Consider the following 25768-nt stretch of genomic DNA (forward strand, 5'->3'; position numbering starts at 1 on the left):
CCCTTTATTTTTCTAAATACACCTTAAAGAAGCGATTCACATTCACTCCAGTCGTCTTATAACCCTTAACTTTAGACAAGTGCGGCACCACCGAATAAGGGTAGGCTAAAGGGACATAGGGCGCATCTTTATGGATAATTTCTTGAGCCTTTAAATAAAGGGCTTCCCTCTCTTTTTGATCAGAAACCCGTTTAGCCTTTACAAGAAGATCTGAAAAGGCGTCGCTCTTATAAAAGGAACCATTTTGAGTGGGTATAGCTGAAGCCGCTTGCTTGCTCCATAAGGTGTATAAGAAATTATCCGGATCCGCAATGTCTGCCATCCAGCCTGCAAACGCCATTTCATGCTCGCCTAAGCCCGTTCTTTTCAAATAAGCCCCCCACTCATACACTTCAATTTTCACATCAATGCCAATTTTAGCCAGGCTCGCTTGTATGAACACCGCTCCTTTTGGGTTACGAGTAGAAGTGGTAAAAATGGTGGTTTTAAAGCCGTTAGGATACCCCGCTTGCTTCAATAACTCTTTAGCCTTTTTCAAATCGTATTCATAGGGTTTGATGTTGTAGTTATAACCCCATATGGTGGGCGGGAAAGGATTGACCATTTTTTGGGCAAAGCCTTCATAAAGCACCTTGATATAATCATCCACATTAATCGCATGGTTGATAGCTAAACGCACCAAAGGGTTGTTAAAATACTTTTTTTGCGTGTTCAATGAAAGCCAACTCGCCAACAACCCAGCGCTCTTATCCACCACGATATTAGGAAGTTTTTCTAACTGCTCCACTTCATTGAGATTAGGCCCGGTCATGAGCATGATCTCACCGGTGCGTAGCGCTAAAGCGCGAGTGGAAGAATTAGGAATGGTGCGCACCACCACCTTATCCAAATAAGCCTTAGGCCCCCAATAATCCTGATTTTTTAAAAGAATGATTTTTTCATCTTTATTCCATAAAAAGAATTTGAAAGGCCCTGTCCCAACAGGCTTTTTAGCCAACTCGTCTTTTTTATTATTTTGTTCTAAATAATCAGCGTAATCCTTACTCAAAATGCTCAAAAAGTCCATGCCTAAATTGGCTAAAAACGGGGCTTCTGGCCCATTAAGCGTGAATTTGATCGTGTAATCATCTAAAGCTTCAATGCTCTTAATAATATGAGACATGCCCATGCCTTCCCAGTATTTATAGCTTTTAGCCCCTGGGCTATAGTATCGTTTAGTCTTATGCATTTGGCGCTCAAACGAAAACAGCACATCTTTAGCGCTAAACTCCACTTTTTTATCCCAATACTTCGTCTGGTGGAAATAAACCCCTTTGCGTAAATGAAAGGTATATACAAGACCATCTGGGGATATTTCCCAGCTTGTCGCTAAGGCTGGTTCAATTTCTGTGGTGCCGTATTTGAATTGCACGAGCGTGTCATAAATATTGCCCGTTGCCACATAGCTTTCGCCATCAGTTACTAAGGCGGGATCCATGCTTGAGCCATCAGCACCTCTAGCAAAAACCAAAACGCCTCCAAAACGCTTTTGCTCTTCAACAGAAACATTTTCTTTAGATGGATTAAGAGTAGCGTCTGGGCTTTCTGAAGCTTTCAAAAAGAACCCAAACAACAAAAGAAAAAAAAACAAACCCTTAACAAAAACATTATTCATAAGCCAGTCTCCACAACAAATTCTATAAAGGATAGAGATCTAAATTATAAATACTTTATTGCGTTTATAGGTGTTTAACGAACACCCAAAGGTTTAATTGACCTTTAAAGGTTACCCTACTCCCCAAAGTTTTGACTAACTACAGAAACCTTCTTGCGGTTTCTGTCTTTATGCTCAAACTTCACAACGCCATCTATGAGTGCATATAAGGTATGGTCTTTCCCCATGCCCACATTATTACCCGGATGCATTTTAGTGCCTCTTTGGCGCACGATAATATTCCCTGCTCTCACAAATTCTGAGCCAAATTTTTTCACGCCTAAGCGTCTTCCTGCAGAATCTCTGTTGTTCTGCGTGCTCCCTTGACCTTTCTTGTGTGCCATTGTTTAATACTCCTTTATGCTACAATTTTAGTGATTCTAACACGAGTGAAATCCCTTCTAAAACCACGCTTGGTTTTGCTGTCTTTGCGGCGGCGTTTTTTGAAAGTGATGACTTTTTTAGCACGCCCTTCATTGATCACTTCCGCTTCAATTTTAGCCCCATTCACAAAGGGTTTCCCACAAGAGAGTTTGCCCTCTTTGGATACGGCTAACACTTCCACTAATTCCACTAAAGCCTTAGGCTCTTTATTCATTTTATCCAGTAAAACAATATCGCCTTCAACGACTTTGTATTGCTTACCGCCATGCTTGAATATTGCGTATGACATTTCTATTCCTTAAAAATTGAACGCTCTTTTTAAAATAAACGCTTATTATAGTGAGTATTTGCTAAAATTTAACTTTAAATTTAGATTAAATTCATATTAAAAGAATTTTTTTACTCAAAATAACCCCATTTAACCCCGCATTATTACCCCACTCAAACCACTCATAATTGTTATTAACTTGTTTTGGAATACTTTTAGCTTGTTTGTTAAAAAACCAATAAGGATTTGATCATGCGCGTTACCTTTGGCTCAAAATACAACCAAATGAATAACTATCAAAACGCTTTACAAAATAAAATCAACGACGCTAACACGCAGATCGCTTCAGGGTTAAAAATCCGTTATGGTTATCAAAACAGCGGCATTAACAACCAGAATTTAAAATTCCAATACGAAGAAAACACCTTAGATCAAGGCATTGATGTGGCTCAAAACGCTTACACTTCAACGCTAAATACCGACAAAGCCTTGCAAGAATTTTCTAAAACGATGGAGACTTTTAAAACCAAGCTCATCCAATCCGCTAACGATATGCATTCAGAAACTTCTCGTGCCGCTATCGCTAACGATTTGGAGCGTTTGAGGGAGCATATGATGAATGTTGCTAACACCTCCATAGGGGGGGAATTTTTATTTGGGGGCAGTAAAGTGGATAGACCTCCCATTGATAGTAATGGGAAATACCATGGCAATGGCGAAGATTTAAACGCACTTATTAGCTCTGATAACCTTGTGCCTTATAATATCAGTGGGCAAGATTTGTTTTTAGGCGCGGATAAAGACAAACACAAACTCATTACCACCAACATTAAATTGTTCAATCAAAACAAGCTCCACCCTGATGTGATGGACGCTTTAGAGCATTCTTCATTGCCTGAGGAAGTTTTTATTAAACCCAGCGATACCTTACGAGAACTCATCGGCGATAACGATAAAGACCCCACCAATGACCCTAAAGAGTTTTTTTATTTGCAAGGCGTTAGGCCTGATGGCTCTAGTTTTAAAGAAAAATTCGCGCTCTCTAAAGCCTATCAAAACCAAGAAAGCGCAACTAAAGTGAGCGATTTGTTGGATAAAATCGGTCATGCTTACGGGAACACTTCGCAAAATAAAGTCGTGGATGTGAGTTTGAACAATTGGGGGCAAATTGAGATCAAAAACCTAACCCCCGGCAGTGAAAATTTGGATTTTCATTTAATTTCTAGCGATGGGGATTTTGACGATTTAGACGCCTTGCGTTCGAGCGCTAAAAGGGTTACTGAATATGTCAAAAGCGCGTTTGTAACGGATAGGAGTTTGAGCCAAGTTAAAGCGGTGCCTAACATGTATAATCCCAAGGTGCTTGAAATCCCTAGCGTGTTTGTCACTAAAGACAATGTTTTAGCTAACAAAAACACTAAATTGAGCGAGATTTTTGGCGATAAGGTGGAAACTTTAAAAATCAACGCTAGCCGTTTGGGCGATACAAGTGCTCTTCAAATCCCAAACCTCCCTATTAATTTGGATATTCCCATTCTTTTAGATGTGAAAAATTCTACGATTAAAGATTTGAAAGACGCGATTAAAGAACGCTTTAATAATGAAGTGGATGTGGAAATTGAAACAAACGGGCGTTTGAGGATTATTGACAATTCTTCTAACCAATCGCCTATTTCTTTTGCTTTAAGCACCCTAGATCAAAAAGGGCTAGAAGTGGCTGGTATCCCTACTAATAACGCGAGCGAATACCAAAAAACCTATTTCAATAAAGAAGGGGCAAAATTAGAAAGCAATGTGGCTCAAATCGCTCAAAATGGCACAGCTAATGGCTCTACTAAATTGAGTGAAGTGGCTAATGGGAGTTTAGAAAATAGCGTTTTCAACATGAAATTAAACGATGTGAATGGTTCGTTTTTAGAAGTGCAAATGATCTTGGATAATAATGGGGCTTTTTTGAGTTTGCCTAATGGCATTAAAATCCCGCTTTATGACCCCACAAGTGCTGATATTCAAGCTTCTAAACCCAATGAAGTCACTTACAGACAGCTCATGGATGCGATGAGTATCGCGCTCAATTACAGCAATACTGACCCTGCAATCTACCAACAAATCAGCGATAACCCCACTTCAAAAAAAAGCAAGGAGCGATTTATTGGATTGTTAAAACAAGCTAAAGACAACCTTTCTATTAATTTGAATGAAGAGGGAAAAGTCATTATCCAAGACAACATGCATTCAAACACCAAAATGCAGTTCATGCTTTTTGATAAAGACGCGAATGATTTTTCTCAAAACGCCTTGCACAGCGACAAACCAAGCCTTAAATTAAACGCTAATAACGCTCTCATCATTGACAAGCCAAGCGTGAATTTTTTTGATCAATTAGAAAATATTATCACTTCGGTAAGAAAAGGGATTTATCGCCCGGACGCTTTAGGGGATACTTATTCTAGCGACATGCGTAATTTAGGCATTCAAAACGGCATCACCCTTATAGATCACTTGAGCGATCACATAGAAAAAATGATCGCTAAAAACGGCGCTCATGGTAAAGCGTTTGAGAACATTATCAGGCGTAATGAAGTTTTAAAAACGCAAGTTCAAAGCATTCGTGGGGAAACGACCGGCACGGATATGGCAGAAACTTACAATAAATTTTCCAATCTCACTAACAACTATAACGCTGTTTTGGCTTCCACGAACAAAATCAATAATTTGTCTTTAACGAAATATTTGTAGTCTTTTGGTGGTTTTTAAGCGTTCTAAAAAGAAGTATTAAAATGCTTTTAAGCTTCTGTGAAGCCCCCCTCCTTTTGCCCCTTTATTTCGTGGGCAAATCGCCTACAGGACAAGCGGCCACACCCACGCTTGGGCGAGTGAATTTTTCTACATTTTCTTGAGCCTTTTTGGGGTCATTAACCCAAGTTTTATAGAACTCAAAAGGGCATTCCGCCACACCCTTATCCCCATCGCCACTAGCAAAAACCCCACTATAGCCTCTGTGTAAGAGTTTGAAGGGTTGGTTTTGGCTTTGGTCGTATTTTCTTGCATCACGGATTTGTTGCACGGAAAGTTGAGCGTATTGAAGACCATTTTCTTCTTCCCCGCATTCGCCCAAAGTATGCCCGTCAAAACCAATAATGCTAGAATGCCCAAAATAGGAATACACCCCATCAAAGCCGGTCGCATTCGCTACCGCTACATAACATTGATTAGCCCACGCCATAGCTTTCACTATCGCAATTTGTTGCTCTTTAGCCGGATACATGTAACCTTGACAGCGCACAATGAGTTCTGCCCCACGCATCGCGCAATCGCGCCAAATTTCAGGGTAGTTACCATCATCGCAAATAATCAAAGAAACTTTCAAGCCCTTAGGCCCATCAACCACATAAGTTTTATCCCCAGGATACCAACATTCAATAGGGCACCAAGGCAAGATTTTGCGGTATTTTTGCACGATCTCACCCTTATCATTGACAAGAATCAAAGTATTATAGGGATTCTTTTTGGCTTGCTCGTGTTTTTCCCCAGTCAAAGAGAACACTCCCCAAACCTTGTTTTTCTTACAAGCCTCAGCAAGGATTGCGGTTTCTTCTCCAGGAACGCTTGCAGCTGTGTCAAACATTTCTTGTCTGTCATACATAATCCCATGCGTGCTGTATTCAGGGAAAATAATCAGATCCAACCCGGGCAGACCCTGTTTGACCCCACCAATCACCTTAGCGATATTGCGACAATTTTCCAACACCTCATTCTTAGTGTGGAGTCTGGGCATCTTATAATTAACTACCGCTACACCCACAGTATCTGGGCTGCTACTAATATCTCCATGTCTCATGTTATATTCCTTATTTTTTGATACGAGAGTTCCTACAAACCCTCTACTTGGATTTATAAAATAATTGTGTAAATGGATCTATAATGAATATGAAAACTTTAATCATTATGATTATTATGGGCGAGTTTTAACTTTTTTGCTCTATTTAGTAACCTATTTCTAAAAATGAGATTTTAGTTGCTCTATTTTTATGGTTATTTGATTTTCACTTCCACTAAGCCGTATAGCGCGTTAATACAATAGATTTTAGCCGCTCTTTGCAAATCTTGCAATTTCAAAGGGGCATGCCCAACAAGACCCTTTTTTAACAATCCCACAACACCCGTCCCGTTTAACGCGCCCGAGCTGAAATAAGGGGTTAAAAGCCTGTTATGGATTTCTAAAACAAGATTGCTCCTAGCGCCCTCAGTGAGTTCCAAATCCTGGTTATAAAAGATTTCATCAAAAATAACGCCTTTTTTAATGAGCACTCGAGCGTTTTGATAAAAAGGGGCATAAGTGGTCTTATGGTATAAAAAATCATTGTGTTTATCAATGGGGGTTTCACTCAAACGGATTTCTAGGCTTTTTAAAGGCTCTAAGGTTTTGTATTCTTTAATGAGCTTGCCCTTTTTATTGAGTAAAACCCTTAAAACCCCTTCTTTTTCCAATTCAAAGTCTAAAAGATTGTCATCGTATTTAAAGTTAAAGTATTGGGCGCTACTAATAAGGCGTTCTTTATGGGCGTTTTTATTGTTAATCTCTAATTTTTGATCCCTTTTGATAATTTTCATCGTCTCCACGATCTCAAATTCTATTTTGGGCATCACAAAAAAGGATTTTAAAAAGCTCTCTTCATATTCCTTTGAAGCTTTACTTTGATAAGTTACCCCACTCCCTACCCCCAAATGCAAAAAATTTTCATGCGCTCTTTTTTCTAAAGTGCGGATAGGCACGCTAAAAAGGGCTTTTTTTCCTTCAACCATGCCTATCGCCCCGCAATACACCCCCCTAGGGCGTTTTTCTAAATCTTCAATGATTTGCATGGTTTTGATTTTAGGGCATCCGGTCACCGAGCCGCAAGGGAACAACGCCTTAAAAATCTCAAACAAGCTTGTTTTTAGGGGCAATTTCGCTTCAATCTCGCTTATCATTTGATACACGCTCGGCAAGCTGATGATTTCAAACAATTGATTGACTTTCACGCTATTTTTTAAAGCTAAACGGCTCAAATCGTTACGCAATAAATCCACAATCATCACATTTTCGCTTCTGTTTTTGTCATCATTTTGCAAAAACAATCGGTTTTTTTCATCTATCAAGGGGTTTTTTGAGCGAGCGATCGTGCCTTTCATGGGTTTTGTAATAATCTTAATCGCTGTGTCTAAAAACTCTAATTCAAAAAACAATTCCGGCGAAAAGCTTAAAATACTCCCAAACTCATTTTCTATCAAAGCCTTAAAAGGCGTGTTTTGGTTGTGTACCACTTCCTTAAAAACGCGCTTTGGTTTGGCTTTAGTGTCTAAAAATAAATCCATCGTGAGATTCACTTGATAGGTATCGCCGTTTTTGAGACGCTCTTTAACGGCTTTAAACTGCTTGAAATAAGTTTCTTGATCTAAAGAGCTATGGATTTTAGGGTAAAACGCATGCTCTTTTAAAGGCTCTAAAGAGTATTTTTTTCTTTCTAAAAATTGTTCAAAATACAAAAAAGGGGTTTGGCTTTGAAAAGTTTCATCTAAAAACGCTAAACGCGCTTCATATAAAAGATACCCCACAAAATACCCCTTCCCCCTATTTTGAGAGATGAAATCCAGGGCGTTTTTAAGCTCATTAAGATTAGTGGCGGTGAGTTTTTTAACGCTTTTTTGATATTTAAAATCCCCAAAAATCATTTAATTTTTAGCAACGGCTTCGTATTTGTCTATCAAAAACACCGGGTTATAGCTCATTTTAGACCTTCTCAAACCCTCTAATCCTAAATCTTCTTCTCTGTTAGCGTAAGTTAAATGGCTAAATTCATTCAAAAGCAATTGCTGGTTGATGATTTGATACGCGCCTGCAATATCTGCACGGGCTTTTTCAATGTGAATGAGTGCGGTTTCTTCGTTTAAAACTTCTCCAAAACTAAACGAGACTATTTCCCCATTAACCCTAACAAGCCCCCCCTTTACATCCAAGCTTTCATAATTTTCTAACACGCTTTGAATGCCCTTATTTTCATTGATTAGCCCTATATCATCGGTCTGGCTTTCTAAAAACCACTCTTGAAAGGCCTCCAAAACTTCCTTTCTGTTTTGAGAAGAAATTTTTTCATAAACAAAATTCGCATGATTGGTTAAAAACTGGTTTAAGTGGTTTTTTTTCTTATGGTATTTTTTCCCTTTTAAAGCGATCAATTCTTCAACAGAATAAACATAATCGCTTCTGTCTCGGTTGTAAGTGAAATCAAACACCCCTACAAAATTGTCTTTCAAATCGTCTTTTTGCTCTAAAGTCAAAGAGTGGAACCTTAAATTTTTTTCTAATTTCAAAAGCTCTTTTACGCATTCATGCGGCCTCTTACCGATAGGATAGAAATAAAAGGGTTTTTGATTTTCATAAGTGGTTTGAATCACCAAACAATCCCTAATCACCGCCACTTGAATAAGCCTTGCGTGCTGCCATAAAAAGCAATTGGTAAAACTCACATCCGATAAAACGATTTTTTGAGTGCTTAAAAACCTTGAAAACAAGTCCTTATGCGCTAAGGTAATTTTTTCAAACATAACAACTCTCTTTTATTTTTTTAACTCTTTGAGGGCGTTTTCTTGAAATTTTCTAGAAATCTTAAAAACCTCTGTATAAAAACCCGTAAGAATTTCTCCATTCAAATGCTTGAAATCCCTTTGGCTGAGTCGTTTTAAAATTTCTCGCTCTCTTTTAGGGCAATAAATGGGGCTTTCTTGTTTGATGAGAGCGATTTTTAAAGCGATTTCTAAGCGTTTGTCTAAAAGATCGCTCAATTCATTATCCAACACATCAATTTCAGCCCTTAAATTTTCTAAAAGACTATCCAAATTCTTTTGCATCTAGTCAAACCCCTTTTAAGCCTTCTTCTTCTAATCGCCACAAATCTTCTAAAGCCTCTCTTTTTCTTATCACTCTGATTTTGTGATCTTCTAGGGCTAATTCTAAGAGTTTGGGGCGCGAATTGTATTGACTGGCCATGCTAGAACCATAAGCCCCAACCTTTTCTATGACTAATTTATCGCCTGGCTCTAATTCTGGCAAATGGACATCTTTTAAAAAAGTGTCGCTGCTCTCACACACAGGCCCTACCACATCGCAAGGCGAGATCTCACGCCCCTTAGAGGGCGTTATAACCCTTATGGCATGCTTAGCATGATACAAACTGGGGCGTAAAAAATCATTCATGCCCGCATCCACAACCACAAAGCGCTTGTTTTGAGCCTTTTTTTCATACAAAACCTGCGTGATCAATTCCCCACTCTCAGCCACGATGGATCGGCCCGGCTCACAAATAATCGTCAAATCCAAGCCTTGAAGTGCGTTTAAAATCCCTTGCGCGTAATCATAAAGTTTAATCGTTTCTTCATTTTCATAGCTCACGCCAATCCCTCCGCCCACATCAAAAAAACGCAAATCTATCCCTAGCGCTATCAAAGATTTAGCGATTTTAGCTACCTTTTGGCTCGCTTCTATAATCGGCTCTAAATCTAAGAGCTGTGAGCCGATATGAAAATGCACGCTAATAGGCTCTAAAAACGCGCTTTTTTTAGCCCAAAGAAACATTTCTAAAGCTTCTTTTTCTCCCACGCCAAACTTATTTTCTTTCAAACCGGTAGAAATATAGGGGTGCGTTTTAGCGTCAATGTTGGGGTTGATTCTAATGGAAATCCTGGCCTTTATCCCTAAAAATTGGGCGATTTTCTCAATCGTTGTTAATTCCATAAAACTTTCTACATTCAAAAATAAAATGTTGAGTTTTAGGGCTTGTTCTATTTCAAATACGCTCTTACCCACCCCGCTAAACACGATCCTATAAGGCTTGATCCCAGCTTTTAAAGCCCTATATATCTCGCCTATGGAAACGCAATCCGCCCCACTCTCTAAATGGGCTAATAAAGAGAGGATACTCAAATTGGAATTCGCCTTTAAAGCGTAGCAAATCAAAGATTTACGCCCCTTAAACGCTTCTTTATAACTCAAAAAAGCCTGTTTGATTTTGTCAAAATTATAGAGGTAAAAAGGGGTTTTATAAATTTGAAACAGCTCTTCATAATTAAACATAGAAAAACCTAACCATAAAATTTGAACGAAGCATTATAGCAAAAAAAGCTAAAACGCCACTCGCATGCCCACATTCCCGGTTATATTAATATCTTGGTATTGCAAGCCCATCTTAAGCCCCACCCCCGCATTCACATACATCAAACGCCACAAATGCATTTCGCCCCCTGTAATCACGCTCGCAAAAGTGTTGAAAACTTCCCCCTTGCGATACAATAAAGTGTTTTCACCCACAAAACGCACCGTATTGCCGCCTTTAGATTTGATCAAAAGATCCCTACCCAATCTCGCCGTTACAAAATAATAGGAATTTTGACCAAAATATTTACGGCTCTCCAACCCCATGTTGAGCGTTAAAACCGATTCGTTAGAGAGGTTTGAATGCATGAGAAATTGTTTGTAAGCGGCATCATTCATTTTGCCTTTCATCCCGCTCAAGCCTATAAAATGATAGCTCAAGCCCACTTGAGGTTTTAGCACCACGCTTTTTTGTTTGAACATGAAATCATAGCCGTAATTCCCATTCACGCTCGTTGTCCAGGTGTTGTAGCTGTAGCGTTGGTTCAACACAGAGAGCAAAGAATTAGAAGAATTGATACTAGTTGCATTGCCTCCATAAGTTTCATTCGCACTCAAAGTGAATTCGTTTCTTTTTAAAAAAGCCCTCGCATACATCCCCACATCCACATTATTACCCAAAGAATGCATGATGTTCCCATTAAAGTCGCTATAGCCATAAGCTACATAACCCCCAAGGATCACATTTTTAACCAACCTATCATAGCCCACATTCAAGCCATAAAGCGTGCCATTGCCCCCAGAAATAAAGCTCGCTCCCCCCACCCCTTGAACCCAAAGGTTATTTGGGTGTTTGCTAAGTTGAGAGTGTTTGACAAAAACCTCTCCAGGGTTAGGATCGCTAAAACGCTTGTTTTTAAGCTCTAACAAAGAAAAATCAGACTCTCCCTCTCTAGCCCTAAAATCAGAGAGTTTGGTTAAACGGCTGGTTTGTTGGGTGTAACTCGCCAATTCTAAAAGGTTGGTAGCGTTATCCCTAAAATTAGGGTTAGAAATCAAGCTTGCGGTGTTTTGAAGATCTTTTGTTACGCCTAAGATTTCATTCAAAGAGTGGTTTTTTAAATAAATCGGCGCAAAAAGCGGGTTTTCTTTAGTGTCCATCATCAATGTTGAAAGCCACTTGATAGCGTTATTCCCCCCTATAGCTTCAATTTGATTCAATGCACTTTGCCCTTGAATGCCCACAATGTAATCTTGTAAGGTAGGGGGGGTAAAATCCATCACTTTATCGCCGTAAGACATTTTAATCTGGTTATAAAGGACAGAAAGGCTTAAAATGTTGTTTTGATGGGCGTTGTTTGAGTTAGGCAACGCCACGCTTAACAATAACCCCTTATCTTGCAACAAAACCCGTTGGCCCAAATAAGTCAATACGCCATTTTTTTCCTCTATGTGGTTCCCGTTGATATTGATTAAGGTATAGAGCTTCAAATACGATTGCAAGCTGTTGGGGTTGATATTGTAATCAATGTAACGGCTGCTTTTCAATAAAGTGTAAGTCGTGTTATCCGCCATGCTGTTATTGACATTCATAAAAGGCGCTTGGGTGGTGTTGAGATTAATGATCCCTTCTGCTTGAATGAGCGGCACTGGCGTTTGGATATTTTCTAAATTAAAATGGATCGCTCCAAAATGATTCAAAGCCCCCCCTACTTCTAACCCATAAACCCCGGTGCTTAAAGAAGCACTTGAAGCGATCGTTAAATTTTGAAGCACCTCTATTTTGTGCGTGGCGTTGTTGTTAAACGCTCCTTGAATGTTTAAATTATTCGTTACAAAGCTGGCGTTTTTTTCTAACACCGCTTGATTGGAAATAGTGAGGTTGTTGGCTTGGAATTGAGCGTTATTGTAAAGATACAGGTTTTTAATGGTTGCAGAGCCTTTAATCTTTGAAAAATCAACCACCCCATTAGCGTAAATATTGCCTGAAAAATTGAAATCATTCGCCGTAATTATCAAGCTTTCATCGTTATTATTTAAGGCGATTTGCGCGTTATTTGACGCATTACTAGAAGAAGTGTTATTCGCGCTTTGGGTGCTAAGCGTGCAAGGGTTTGCAATGTTAGCTGTAGTCGGATTATTTTGTCCCACACAGCTAGCGTTGATAAACAGATTGCCTTGAGACACAGAAACATTGTTATTAGAAGCATTAATTTTAAGGCCGTTGCTAGCGTTAAGCGTGGTGATGTTAATGTTAGAAACTTGATTGGACAATAAATTGAGCGCTCCAGCATGGTTAGTGAATGAAATGCGGTTGTTTCCGGCAAAAATGAGCATATCGCCTGCGTTAAAACTAATCGCACCTCCATTGGCGTTAGAGAAAGTGGAATTTTGCACAAAAACATTGCCTTGCGCGTTGAAACTAAAATCCCCTTTTTGCCACACTTGACTCAAGCCATAGGGAGCGAAAAGCCCTTTTTTACCAAGACTAGGCATCAAATCCCCCAAGCCTTGTTCATAAATAGACCCTAAGCCTTTAGCCGCTAGGACTTTATCTAAAACGCTTTTAATCTGCTGGTTTTGCAGCAAGCTTTCTAAAGAATTGAGCGTGTCTTGGCCTAAAAATTCGCCAATCATTTGTTTGCCTAAAGCGACTACATCGTTTTTTAAAGCGCTGCTCGGTTTGACAATATCTTGCAATATCACGCTTATGACTTGCCCTATATCGTTAGCGGAAATAAAGCCGGTGATCTGATTGAACAACCCTTTTTTACTCAATAAATCATTGATTGACATGCTCCCTATAAGCTTTTCAGGGTTTTGCAAATCAATGCCCCCTAGTCCGGCTAATCCCCCCACTAGCCCGGTCCAAAAGCCTAATTTTTGTCTGATCAAATCCTTAATCGCTGTATTCAAACCGCTATCGTTCATGAGATTATCAAAATTATTCTGCCCTAAAAGCTGGCTTAGGGTTTGATTTTTTTGTTCAGGCGTTAAATACCCCCCAATCACACTACCACTCCCTAGCGTATTTACTATCAAATTCCCTAATCCCCCGGCTTTATTAATGGATTGCACCGCCACTTCGCCCAAAATATTAGCGAGCCCGGCCTGGTTGAAAACCTTATTGATGCCCTCTTGGCCTAGCATGCTAAAAATCCCATCGGTTTGCGAGCTTACGATATTAGCCTGGTTGAGAATGAGCGAAGTTTGGCTGTTAAAAGTTACGCTCGCGCTCCCCCCAGTCCCCCATGCGTTCCCGCTCCCTAAAGTGCCGGTAAGATAAATTTCTTTAGCGTTAAAAGTCGTGTCAATATAGCCCAAATCAGCCGAGCTAGACTCCAAAAGCTGCCCCAAATAAGTGCCTCTAAATTTTTGGCACACAATATCGGTGTAATCGCAAGGCTTTTGATAGCCTAAGCCCCCAAAAACAACCGCGCTATTGGTGTTTGTTTGCCCTATTTTAGTCGCTCCTACAATCAAAGCGCCGTTATTGAAATTTTGCACGACCGAATTGTTTGCGTTATCAATCAACTCGTTAATGTTTTTCCAATCGCTAGGGGTGATGAGTTTGGTAAGCTGGTTTAGTGCATCGCCTTTTAAATCGCTCAAACTTGAAAGCGAAAAATCATTCCCCAATATCTTTTTGATTTCAGGGTAGAGTTTGAGCACCATTTGCCCTAACGCTTTGATATTATTGAAATTATAGCCCTTGTTATAGATGTGTAACGTGCTAATAGGGTTGCCTTGCGCGTTATAGGTTTGCGAGATGATAGAAGACTCAGAGGTTAGATTATTATTTTTCGTGGTGTTATTGCTGCCGTTGGCTTGATAGGATTGGTTGGGGTTGTAATAGCCTTTCACATTGCTAGTGAGATAAAACACGCCTTCTGCATCATCGCTATAAGAGTACACGCCGTTAGCGTTGTTATAGACTTTTTGGTAGTTAAAGACTTCAGAGCCAATGTTATAAAGCGTGTTTTTAATACCCGGGATTTGAGAGAGCGTAACGCTTAGTTGGTTATTTTTAAAGCTCTCGGTGATTTTTAGGGCGTTATTGAGAGGGTTAGTGAAACTATAAGTTTGGTTTTTAGCGTCATAAATCCCATCATTGATACGCATGCCAAAGAAGCTGATACGCTCATACCAATTACTATTCATGTTCGCTTGAATGATGTTATACACACGATTTTTATTGTCGTTTAGATCGCTTAGTAAATCAATGTTAGCGATGTTCAAACTCCCTTGATCGCCAAAAACAAGCTGGCTGTTTTTTAAATTCAACACGCTACTGTTGTTAGGGGTTAAGAGGTTGCCTCCCAAACTCAAGGGCGCTTTAATATCAAGGACTTGATGGAAAGTGATGGGGCTTTGAGAAAAAGCGTTATCATAGAAATTAAACGCCGTGTTAGAGGTGATAGTGCTAGAGCCTTGAAAATCTAAAGAAGAGTTATTGCTTAAATTAAACTGCCCTCCTAAAGAGATCGCTCCCTTAAACACGATAGAAGAATCATTCAAACTCGTAGTAATATTCGCTGAATTGAAATTGGTTGTCCCATTAAAATTGATATGAGCGTTATTACTCGCAATCAAGCTCGCATAATCGTTGATCGTAGCATTATTGGAAACATTAATGGTGCTTTGGTTGAGGTTGAGCGAGCTGGTGTCGTTTAAATTCAAATCGCCTTGAAGTTCTAAGGTTGAATGGTTGCTCGCATTGATAGAGGCGTTTTGAGAAAAATTGATCGCATTGGCTTTAATACTGCTTGTCCCCACTGAAACGCTTAAATTGGAATTGTCAAACGACACGCTATTAGCTGAAATTTGATACAAACCAGAGCTTAAATTCGTGCTGTTGGTGAAACTGATCGCATTAACGGCGTTGAATTTAAAAACAGATTGCGTTGTCCCCACATAGCCCCTAAAAGAGCTGTTAGAAAAATCCAGATTCAAAGCGTTGAAACTAAAATTAGGGTTGCCGCCATTTTGCGCGGTATCGTCTATAAAATAGGAGTTTTGAGCCTGAATATCCGCGCTGTTAGAGATAAAATTCATAGACGAGCTTTGCGTGCCAGCAGCGCGGTTATACAAAGTCGCGTTCGTTAAAAGAACGCCTTGAAGCCCGTTAAAATTAAGGCTCGCGCCCCCACCGCTAGAAATGCGATTCCCGCTTTCAATGCTTGCGGTGATGTAAATCTTTTGCGCTTCATAATGCCCTGTAATAAAGCCTATGCATTGCAAATTCCAGCAATGCCCGCTCGCATCATTACTCCCTGCTCCCTTATTGTCCCCAAAGCGAATGATGGCATTAGATTGCGGCGCATCGCTCGCATTTGTCCATATATTTTTAGCCCCAAAAACGATCGCGCTGTTTTGCCCGGTGAATGTTTGAGAAAATTCCGCCTTAGTGAATAAAGTTTTCCCGCTCGCATAAAAATCAATGCTGTTGTCGTAATAGTAAATGGTGTTGTTTGCATTCCCTAAATTATTGTTATAGCTGTTAGGCATGTAGGTCATAAAACCGAGAGCGTTTTGATAATACAAATGATCCGATTTTTCCATATCCATATAATCAAACACCATGCCAACACCCAAACGCCGGACAGAAATGCTGTTGGGTGAAAAAATCTCTTGGAAATTATAGGTTTGGTTATTGAAAGAATACACCACATCATAGACGCCATTACCCGCACTAGAGACGAGCTTTTCACTACTTGCCCCATGCCCTTGGTAGTTGATGAGCTGCCATAGATTTTTACTAAAAGCGTTGTTGTATTCAATTTCTTTAGAAGAGCTTACAAGGGTGATAGGGTTGCCATTAGTGATAGCTTCACCAATATTAATAACAGAATGAGCGTTAAAAGTGATTGTCCCATCGCCAAAAGACAAAGGGGCGTTCAGGTTTTTTAAAGTGATATTATTGAGAATAACCTGCCCTTTCACGCTCGTATTCGCAGGGCTGTTAAAAACCACATTATCAAAAGTCGCATTCCCTGAAATATTCACAGAGCCGGTATTATTAAAATTAGCGTTATTTAAAGAGCCATTACTATTGGTAGAGTTCCCGAAAACAGCGTTCCCGGCGATTTGCAGATTTGAATTAGCGTTAGTGAAATCCCCCACAAACGAAGTGGTTGCGCCAGAATTATTGAAATTAAAAGAAGCGCTGTTGTTGAAGTGAGCGTTATTGAACGAAGCGTTTTTTGCGCTAATCTCAAACGAACCGCTATTAAACTGGTTGTTATTTGAAAAATTCAAGCTATCACCACTGAATTGATAACTCCCTCCATTAAAGTTGGTGTTTTCAAAAACCGCTTGCCCTGCATTGAAAATGAATTTCCCATCTTTAGCTTGGTTAGTGAAAGTTGTGCCATACACTGAAAGCGTGCCGTTAGCGTTTAGAGTATTCAAATTCTGCGAATTATCCATGCTTTGCGTGGAAAAAGTCATAGAGCTTGAATAAATCCCGGCGTTATGTTGCGTGATGGTAGCGTTAGCGATATTGACGCTATCTATTCCATTAAAGACCAGATTGGCTGCCCCACCCGTGCCTATACGATTGCCAGAATGCAGATTCGCTGTGATATACACATGATAAGCGCTATAAGTGCCATTAGTCGTGCCTGTGCATTGATAATACGGCCAAGGCCCGCAATGCCCGTTAAGAGCGCCCCCTGAAGTGTCCCCAAAAGACACTGTGCCGCTAGAAGAAACATTATGATCAGTCCATGTTGCGTTATACCCGATCACCAGATTACTATTACTTGCGCTAAAGGTTTGTTTAAACGAGTTAGTATAGCTCCCCCATATTTGAACGCTCGGCAAGTAATAAGTCCCGCTCTCTGTAAAATTTTGAGATTTAGGAATATAATATTTATGGTTATACCAAGGCATGTCAGCATTAATATAACTTGAAGCGGATAAGTCAAATTGTGATCCGCTGATTGTAGGGGGTGGCGTGTAAGTCCCGCTCTCTAAAGCTTGGATGATAATGGAATTAGGGCCAAAAGTTTCTTGCAGTTTGTAGATAGTATCCCCTATTTTATAGCCCACTTGATAGACTTGCGTAGAGTTTGAAGAGGCTTTAGAGGGCGAAGAGTCAGCGGGTTTAGATGCCGTAGCGTTTTCATTCAAAAGCTGTCCGGTAACCCCATTATAAGTGATCGTCTCCCACAAACCTTGAGTGAAACTTTGCGGATCTGAAGGGCTTTCGCTCGTTTTTAGGGCGTTTGTCAAGCCGTTGATCGCATGGTTTAAAAGATTATTATAAGTGATCCCACCGCTAGAATTTAAAATCGTTACGCTCTTCTCACTGCCTAAACTTGTAAGGTTGAAAGTCGTCCCTTGAGCGAGAGTGATTTTAGAACTCCCAAAATCAAGGGTTGAGCCATTTTTCAAATCATTCTTACCGCTTAAAGTAACGCCACCACTAATGGTCATGTTGTTTGTATTAATAGAAGTGTTGAATATCGTATTGTTAAAACTCGCGCCCTCATTAATAGTGATTTTACCGGTATTGTTAAAATTAGCGTTATTAAAGGAAGCGTTTTGCATTGTCAATTGGTGGCTTGAATTGTTAAAGGCTTGCTGGAAAATTACAGAACCCTTAAGAGTAATAGCGTTACCACTAAAAGAGCTGTTTTGAATTTGGGGGTGCTGAGCGCTTTGATTATTTTGGTTATTGAAAGTAAAAGTCCCCCCATTAAAGGAGCTGTTTTGGAAAGTGGCTTGATTGTTAAAAGTGTAGGAAGCGTTACTAAAAGTTGCACCATTAAAGGAACTTGCGCCTTTAAAATTAAAATTGCCGCTATTAAAAGCGGTATTATTGGTAACGCTAAACTCCTTATTAAAAGTGAATGCCCCCCCATTCAATTTCGCCCCGCTAAAAGTGGCGTTCTCTTCAAAAGTGAAACTACCGCTTGCATTATTAAAAGCCGTATTAGTAGCGTTAGTCGTCCCTTTAAAAGAATAGCTAGACCCAGAAGTGGAGCAATTAGCCCCTACGCCAACCCTAGCTAAAGAACTGCAAGTATCCCCACTTAAAGAAACCGAACCGATAGTAATAGCGCTGTTAGCATTGCCTATATTCACTTGCGAAGTTTTAAACGTGCTGATATTAGAATTGATATTGACCTTATTAGCGTTCAAGTTTAAAGTGGCTGTGCCGGTGTGCGTGCCAGCTCCAGATCCCACACGATTGCCCACTTCTACGCTGTTATTCACATTGATAGTCCCAGCGCTAAAAGTAACATTAGTATGCCCATTAGGATACCAAGAAGTGAAACTATTCCCATTGTGTGCACCCAAATCAAAAGTAGCGTTACTGCCTAATTCAATATTTAAATTCCCCCCATTATTTTCCCCTCCGGTGTAGTTATACAGACCGCTTAAAAAATAAGTGCCGTTATCATTTTTTAAATTGGCTGTGATGTCTTGGTTGTTTTGAGAGTGGTAGTAGTTAGCCGCATTACCCCCTGCCCAAGTTTTTGTGATGAGTTGGTTTCCTGTAAATTGTTGTGTTTTTTCCTCCCATTTATCGCAAAGCCATAGAGCATACCATGGATGATGCACGCATACCTTTTGGCTTTTTTCCCCCCAACTAAGCCCCAAAATATCTGTTCCATCAGCATACACCCCACTAGCAAACCCACCGATCAGTAAAGGCGCAAGCCATAAAGGACGCTTTAAGATTGTTTTTTGATTTTGATACGATCGTTTTATACTTTTTGATTTCTTTTTAAACTTTTTCATTAAATACTACCCTCTCATTTCCTAGATAGTAAAAACCTCCCCTTTAAATCAAAGTGCGTTTTTTCCAAGCAAACGCCAAAAAAACAAAGCACACACCAACACAAACAATTCCTTAAACAGCCATTCGCTTTGAGCGTGCGAGCGGGCAAATTCAGCGCTTTGGAGCACGACTTCGCCCGCTTTTTGAGCGTTTAAAATATAAGGCGTGTAATAAAAAACAAAGAGCAAACACAACGCCCCTATCGCCACGCCAAGGATCAAATACACTAACGATCTTTTATAATAAATAAACGAAATGATTTCATAAAGTAACACCACAAAACCGATCGCGCCTAAAACATAATTGAAACGCACAATGATTTGCGCCATGAGTTTCCCGCTCTCAAATGAGGTTAGATTCAATTCAGGTAAAATGCTTGAAGCTTTGAAAACAATGGGCGCGACTATCGCTCCTAGAATGATCAAAGAGCCGCCCAAAATACCTAAAAGAAGCAAATACACCCCTAAACCAAATTTTTTCATCTTCCACCTTTTTTAAGATTTTTGCAACAAATGGTTACAATCCTTAAACTGCCACACTTGAACTAATGGCGTAAAAAATTCTAACAGAGCTTGAATGTCAGTGATTCTGTCCTTTAACCCAATAAACACTTCAATCTTCACGCCTTTTTCTAATAAAAATCTAATTATAGAATCACTATACTTGTAATTCAATAAAAATTCTAATTCTTCTAAAGAACCCTCTTTTTTAAAACGCTCCCATTTAGCATTCAAGCCCGCTTCTTGATAAAAGTTATCCATGTAGCTTTGCGGATCTTTTTGAAACGAAGAAAGTTGCAAGCGTTTGAACGCCAAACTCTTATGCACTAACATGCAAGGCGAAAACAACAACAAGGAATTGATGCGGCGCTGTTGTAAGATTTCATTATAAGCGTATTCTATCGCCTTAATCGCTCCCATAGAAAAGCCTGACACATCATAAACCCCTTTTAAAAGCCACTCTTCAAACAAAACGCTTTCATTGATGAACCCAAAACCACTAAAAAAACGCATTTTCACCCGTTCAACAAATCATACAAATGAGAATGTTCTAAACATTCTTGCTCCAATAACAGAACGCTCAAGCGCCTACAAACCGCTATTTGCGGCTTTAAAAACTCCAGTTGCTCTTCATAAAGAACGCTTAAAGACTCTTTTGTAGGGGCTAAAAGAAGCTCACTAGCCATAAATTCATTCAAAAATTTCGCTTTTTGCAAGTCTTGCTTAGACAGACTATAACGCTCCTTATAGAGCAACTCTAAAATAATCGTCCCGCTCAAATACACTTTAATGTAATTTTTAATCTCGCTCTCGCTGTGGATTTTATTTTCATTAAAAGCGATAAATTCCCCCAATAAAGGCGCTTTATCAAATTCAATTTCTAACCAATACGCGCTCAAGGCTTTCGCGCTTTGATACAAAGCGACTAATTCTTTTTGGTTTTCGTCTAAAGTTTGGGGCTTTTTCTTGCCATAAGCGATCTTGTCTTTCACTTCTAAAATGTCGCTCTCAGCGATTTCGTTTCGTTGGTGTTTTAGGGCGTTTAAAGCGCTTTCATTGATTAAAGTCGCTAACATCGCCCCGCTAAAACCCACGCAAATTTTAGCGATCTTAAGATAATTGAGCGCATGCTTTTTGTTTTCTAAAAGCTTTTCTAAAATGCTTTGTCTTTCTAACAAATCCGGTAAAGAAATGAAAATACGCCGATCAAAACGCTTGCTCCTTAATAGTGCTTCATCCATCACTTCCATTTGGTTAGTCGCTCCTATCACCACCACCTCATCGTTTTGCAAAAACCCATCCATTTCGGTTAAAAGCTGATTGAGCGTGGCCTCTCTTTCATCGCTCCTATGCCCTCCCCTAGCCTTACCCAAAGCGTCAATTTCATCAATAAAAATAATAGAGGGGGCATGCCTTTTAGCATGCATGAAAAGTTCATGCACTTTTTTAGCCCCAGCCCCCACATAAATTTGAGAAAACGCGCTCCCGCTTTCATAAAAAAACGGCACTCTAGCTTCACTCGCTAAGGCTTTAGCGATCATGGTTTTCCCCACTCCAGGAGGCCCGATTAAAAGCACGCCTTTAGGGAGAAAAATCCCTAAATCCTGGTATTTTTTAGGGTTTTTTAAATAATCTACCACTTCTAATAATTCTTCTTTGACTTCATCCACCCCTGCAATATCTTCAAAACGCACCCCCAACGCATCGTATCGCTGGAATGCATTTTCCAATTCGTTTTTGTGCGCGCTTTCTAAACTCATTTTAGTGTCCAATCGTTTAGGCAAGCGCCAAAAGATCCCAAAAAGCATGCTAGAAATGAAAAAAAGCAACGCCAAAAAGATTTTAGAAACCTTGTTTAAATTTTCTCGTTTTTCTATGGGCATGCTTTCTGGGATTTTGTAGGCTCTTAAAAAGGCTTCTTTGTTGGTTTTATAAAGACCTTTGTTAGCGTAAAAATAATTTTCATCTTCAATTAGAGTTTGCTTAGGGTGGGATTGGATCACATAAAAAAAGTCCTTACCCGATATGAGCCTAGAAACATCGCTTAAAATTAAAAAAAGAAGCAAGCAAAAAGTAAGGATCAAAAACCCTAACGCCAAAACAAGCGAGCGGTTTTTAATGCGTTTGAAGGGAGCGGTAAGGTTTTCTAAATTTTTAGAAAACAGCATGATTTTCCCTCTCCTTAATTTCATACTCTTTGATTTCTAAAAAACTAGCCCTTAAAGGCTTATCGCTTTTGATTTTAATGGGGTTAAAAAATTGATCTAAGGCTTTAAATTCGCCGTCTTTTTGCGCTTCCACTAAGGCTTTTAGGGGCGTGTTGAGCTTGAGTTGCAATAGCCTGAACGCCTTATTTTTATGTGAAATCAAATCTTTAATCGCATTCAAACGCTTTTTAGAATCTTCCAAGCTCACGCTATCAGTCATCAAGCTAGAGGGGGTGTCTTTTCGTTTGCTGTAAATAAAAGGGTGGATGTGCGTTAAAGGCAAGCTTTCTAAATTTTTAAACGCTTTTTCAAAAACGCTTCCGCTCTCGCCCGGATGCCCCACAATAAAATCCGTGCCGATAGCAAAATTCTTAGAAGCGATTACCTCTAATAATTCCCTATCGCTTTTAGTGCGGTTTCTTCGGTTCATCTTCTCTAACATGAAATCATGGCTGTGCTGTAAAGCGATATGCAAATGTTTTTCTAAAAAATCCTCTTCTAAAAGCTCTAAAAATTCATCGTTGATTTGATTAGGCTCTAAGCTCCCAATCCTTATGCGTTTTAATCCAGCGATCTGGCTTAATTTTTTAATCAATCGTGCGATATTGCTTCCTCTATCTTTCCCATAGCTCCCCACATTGGTGCCGGTTAAAACCACTTCTTGAACCCCTTTAGAGCATAAAAGGCTTACTTGCTCTAAAATTTTCCTCTCTTCAAAACTCCTAGCCCTCCCTCTCACGCTTGGGATAATGCAATAATTGCAATCAAAATCACAGCCTTCTTGGATCTTGATAAACGCCCTAGTTTTTCCCACAAACTCGCTCACCATCGTGGTGTCTAAGTGCTTGTTTTCTAAATTGTCATCTATAAAAAAACGCTTTTTTTCTTGTAAAAGCATGTTAATCTTTTCTTTATTGTCATGCCCAAAAACGCCCTTTAAAAACCCTTTTTCAAAAAGCTCCTTGCCTTGGGTTTTCACCCCACAACCAGTAAATAGCACTTCCTTATTTAATCGCGCCATTTTTTTAGCGTAACTCCTTACCGCGCTATCGGCCCCATTGGTCACGGTGCAAGAATTGATCACAATAATATCGGCTTCTTGTTCTTCTAAGGTCGCGCTAAAATCCTTTAAATTTTCGCCCATCACTTGCGTGTCAAAAAGATTCGTCCTGCACCCAAAAGTTTTGAAATAGACTTTTTTCATTTTTGTTCCCTTTTATTCCCAAAGCCATCGCCTAAAAAATCAGCATCCACTTTAAGCAACTTGCTGGTCGTATAAGCGATATGGATATTTTCTTCTTTCAAAAAAGCTTCAACGATTTCAGCCACAATCTTGCTCCTTAAAGACATGGTCGCATACGAATTGGTTTGATACCACACCGAGATTTTTATCCCGTTATTTTCAGGCATCAAAAAGCATCGAGGCTTCACACTCAAACTCCTTAAAGAATACCGGTCGCGCATTTTATTGAGCTGTTTATAGGTAATATCCGTGTATTCTTTAGACAATTCTGTAGCGATGTTGAGTGCAATTTTAGAAGCTTTTTTAAAATCAGAATCAAATGTGATGCAAAAATCCACCCCATCCCAAACCGTTTTCATCCCAAAATGGCTGTAATTAGCAAACATGGTGGTGAAAATATAATTATTAGGCACAAAAATAATCCGGCCCGCTCTCCTGTTGTTCGTATAAGTGGTGAAGGTTACATCTTCTAAAATCGTAATGTGCAACATAGAAATATCTAGCACATCACCAATAAAAATATCCGTCCCCTTAGCGATACGCACCCTATCGCCCACATGCACGCTCCCTCCAATCAAAATAATAAACCACCCGAGCAAGCTCATGAACAAATCTTTCATCGCAATCGCTAAGCCTGCGCTCGCAAAGCCTAAAACCGTAACTAAATAGGTTACATTTTCTAAATAAGAAAAAAGAAAGATTAAAATGATCACGCTCACATTCACGAAGTTGATGGCTTTATTCACGGTATAGACGCGCTCATTATTTTCAATGTATTTACTGGAAATGATTTTTAAAATCCAAGCAAACACCACGCTCAAAAGGGCTGCTAAAAACACATAAACCAATTTAAAAAGCTGGTTTTTAACTTGAGATTTGACAATGCTTATAGCCTCATCGCTGTCTTTTTGGAAAATCCCGATCGTGGTTTTTAGAACGTTTTGAGCCCCTTGCAATTCCAGGCGTTTGGCTTGAGTTTGATAGATCTCATCGCTTAATTTCGCGCTTTTATCCAAAGCGTGCCACTGATTTAAAAGCTGGTGTTTTTGATCTAAAAGCCTTAAAACTTCTTCTAAAGCAGTCTGGTTATTTTTAAGATTTTCATGCTTTAAACGCATGCTTTTAATGAAAGAAATGCCATCAATGATCGCAATAGGGTTAGCGATATTAGGGATATTAGGGATATTGGGGCGCTCTATCAAGTCCTTAAAAGGATTGACCCCATAGCTTTCAAACATTTTTTGCTGGGACTCTAAAGCCTTTAGGGTATGCTCTAAGGTGCTAATCTTTAATAAATCCTTGCTTTTTTTGTTTTTTAAACGCCTTAATTCCTGCCTCACGCTCTCTTTTTCGGTATAAATTTGATTGTAGATCTTATAGTTTTCAAATTTTTTCAACCACACGTTATCGTCTTTGGCGAGTTTTTTATCCACCAAAGCCATTTGTTTTTGTATGGACAACAGCTCCTGGCTTTTATCTTCTGCTTGTAAAAACAAAAAACAAAAGAATAATAATACCCTTAATGCCATTTTTCTAACACCTTTATGATCGTTTCTTTAGGGATATGAGAGGCAACCTCAAACGCTCCAATGCCTTTAGGCAGAATGAATTTGATTGTCTTATCCTCGCTTTTTTTGTCTAAAAACAAGCGTTCGTAAAATTTTTGAAGATCAATGATTTTGTAATGGAATATCAAATCAAATTTTTTCAATAAATTTTCTATGCGTTCGTATTCTTTTAAAGTGAGCATGCCTAAAGAAAGGGCTAAATCATTAGCCATGCGCATGCCAATAGCGATCGCTTCGCCATGCAAAAATCGCTCATAATCAGTCTCTTTTTCTATCGCATGCCCAAAGGTATGCCCGTAATTCAACCCGGCCCTGATGTTTTGCTCTTTTTCATCTTGTATAATAACTTGAGCTTTGATACTGACGCTTTGGAAAACCACTTCTTCTAAACAATCTTTTAAATCCTTTGTTTCCAATCTTTCTACCAAGTTTTTATCAAAACACACCGCCATTTTAATGATTTCAGCAACCCCTGCTTGAAATTCCCTTTTTTCAAGGGTTTTTAAAAAAGCTAAATCAATATAAACCGCTCTAGGCTGGTGGAACGATCCGATTAAGTTTTTGCCATAAGGCGTATTGATCCCTGTTTTCCCCCCCACGCTCGCATCCACTTGAGAAAGTAAAGTCGTAGGGATATTAATAAAATCAATCCCCCTAAAATAAATACTGCTCGCAAACCCCACCATATCGCTTATCACTCCCCCACCAAGGGCTATCATTAAAGAATGGCGGTTTAATTGCATTTCAAAGGCGTTGTTTAAAATCCGCTCTAACGAATGAAAATTCTTGTATTTTTCCCCGGACTCTATCACGCACACTCTGACTTCTAAGGCTTTCAAGCGCTCTAATAAATACGATAAATGCAACCCGGCCACGATGCTATCGCTAATGATGAGCGCTTTTTGTTTCAATTTTATTTCAGGCAATTCCCCCAAAAACACTTTATAGCTTTTTTCTTTTAAAGGGATTACAATTTCTTGCAT

Annotated in this window: 16 protein-coding genes; 1 reads left to right on the forward strand and 15 read right to left on the reverse strand. The window is 39.4% G+C overall.

Annotated elements, in window-relative coordinates; translation table 11 throughout:
• Nucleotides 1-4: 4 nt before the first annotated feature.
• The 3 genes from QAP06_RS05975 to rplU all read right to left on the reverse strand — a co-directional run bounded on the left by QAP06_RS05975 (nucleotide 5) and on the right by rplU (nucleotide 2366).
• Nucleotides 5-1654, reverse strand: coding sequence for an ABC transporter substrate-binding protein (locus QAP06_RS05975; protein ID WP_286465432.1), 1650 nt, complete (start codon nucleotides 1652-1654; stop codon nucleotides 5-7).
• Nucleotides 1655-1770: 116 nt separating this feature from the next.
• Nucleotides 1771-2037: a 50S ribosomal protein L27 gene (rpmA, locus tag QAP06_RS05980; RefSeq protein WP_000940618.1), complete on the reverse strand. Its 267-nt coding sequence runs from the start codon at nucleotides 2035-2037 to the stop codon at nucleotides 1771-1773.
• Between the two features lie 14 nt (nucleotides 2038-2051).
• A complete protein-coding gene (gene rplU, locus QAP06_RS05985; protein ID WP_000119324.1) occupies nucleotides 2052-2366 on the reverse strand; it encodes a 50S ribosomal protein L21 in 315 nt (104 codons plus the stop codon).
• A 231-nt stretch (nucleotides 2367-2597) separates the two neighbouring features.
• Between rplU and flgL the strand changes: the two genes are divergently transcribed.
• Nucleotides 2598-5084 (forward strand): flagellar hook-associated protein FlgL, encoded by a 2487-nt coding sequence (gene flgL, locus QAP06_RS05990; RefSeq protein WP_286465433.1) that lies wholly within the window; start codon nucleotides 2598-2600, stop codon nucleotides 5082-5084.
• A gap of 82 nt (nucleotides 5085-5166) precedes the next feature.
• On the opposite strand, the gene QAP06_RS05995 is transcribed toward flgL, so the two are convergent.
• From QAP06_RS05995 to aroB, 12 genes are all read right to left on the reverse strand, one after another.
• Nucleotides 5167-6186 carry an aliphatic amidase gene (locus QAP06_RS05995; RefSeq protein ID WP_286465434.1) on the reverse strand — a complete coding sequence of 340 codons (1020 nt, stop codon included), beginning with the start codon at nucleotides 6184-6186 and terminating at the stop codon, nucleotides 5167-5169.
• A 194-nt stretch (nucleotides 6187-6380) separates the two neighbouring features.
• Nucleotides 6381-8060 (reverse strand): bifunctional chorismate-binding protein/class IV aminotransferase, encoded by a 1680-nt coding sequence (locus QAP06_RS06000; protein WP_286465435.1) that lies wholly within the window; start codon nucleotides 8058-8060, stop codon nucleotides 6381-6383.
• Nucleotides 8061-8933 (reverse strand): DUF2156 domain-containing protein, encoded by an 873-nt coding sequence (locus QAP06_RS06005; RefSeq protein WP_286465436.1) that lies wholly within the window; start codon nucleotides 8931-8933, stop codon nucleotides 8061-8063.
• Nucleotides 8934-8945: 12 nt separating this feature from the next.
• Nucleotides 8946-9236 (reverse strand): chorismate mutase, encoded by a 291-nt coding sequence (locus tag QAP06_RS06010; RefSeq protein WP_001171435.1) that lies wholly within the window; start codon nucleotides 9234-9236, stop codon nucleotides 8946-8948.
• A gap of 4 nt (nucleotides 9237-9240) precedes the next feature.
• A complete protein-coding gene (gene lysA / locus QAP06_RS06015) occupies nucleotides 9241-10458 on the reverse strand; it encodes a diaminopimelate decarboxylase (protein WP_286465437.1) in 1218 nt (405 codons plus the stop codon).
• 48 nt (nucleotides 10459-10506) lie between these two features.
• Nucleotides 10507-19227 (reverse strand): immunomodulatory autotransporter protein ImaA, encoded by an 8721-nt coding sequence (gene imaA, locus QAP06_RS06020; protein WP_286465438.1) that lies wholly within the window; start codon nucleotides 19225-19227, stop codon nucleotides 10507-10509.
• Nucleotides 19228-19275: 48 nt separating this feature from the next.
• Nucleotides 19276-19749: a DUF4149 domain-containing protein gene (locus QAP06_RS06025; RefSeq protein ID WP_286465439.1), complete on the reverse strand. Its 474-nt coding sequence runs from the start codon at nucleotides 19747-19749 to the stop codon at nucleotides 19276-19278.
• A gap of 12 nt (nucleotides 19750-19761) precedes the next feature.
• Nucleotides 19762-20280: a pimelyl-ACP methyl ester esterase BioV gene (gene bioV, locus QAP06_RS06030; RefSeq protein ID WP_286465440.1), complete on the reverse strand. Its 519-nt coding sequence runs from the start codon at nucleotides 20278-20280 to the stop codon at nucleotides 19762-19764.
• Nucleotides 20281-20282: 2 nt separating this feature from the next.
• A complete protein-coding gene (locus QAP06_RS06035; protein ID WP_286465441.1) occupies nucleotides 20283-21935 on the reverse strand; it encodes an AAA family ATPase in 1653 nt (550 codons plus the stop codon).
• Nucleotides 21922-23178, reverse strand: coding sequence for a tRNA (N(6)-L-threonylcarbamoyladenosine(37)-C(2))-methylthiotransferase MtaB (gene mtaB / locus QAP06_RS06040; RefSeq protein ID WP_286465442.1), 1257 nt, complete (start codon nucleotides 23176-23178; stop codon nucleotides 21922-21924). Before mtaB ends, QAP06_RS06035 begins: the two co-directional genes overlap by 14 nt.
• Complete coding sequence (locus QAP06_RS06045; RefSeq protein WP_286465443.1) at nucleotides 23175-24746, reverse strand: mechanosensitive ion channel family protein; 1572 nt, start codon at nucleotides 24744-24746, stop codon at nucleotides 23175-23177. The genes mtaB and QAP06_RS06045 overlap by 4 nt, the downstream gene beginning before the upstream one ends.
• A complete protein-coding gene (aroB, locus tag QAP06_RS06050; protein WP_286465445.1) occupies nucleotides 24737-25768 on the reverse strand; it encodes a 3-dehydroquinate synthase in 1032 nt (343 codons plus the stop codon). The genes QAP06_RS06045 and aroB overlap by 10 nt, the downstream gene beginning before the upstream one ends.

It is taken from the genome of Helicobacter pylori, assembly GCF_030323545.1.
In the GTDB taxonomy this organism is placed as follows: Bacteria; Campylobacterota; Campylobacteria; order Campylobacterales; family Helicobacteraceae; genus Helicobacter; species Helicobacter pylori_CO.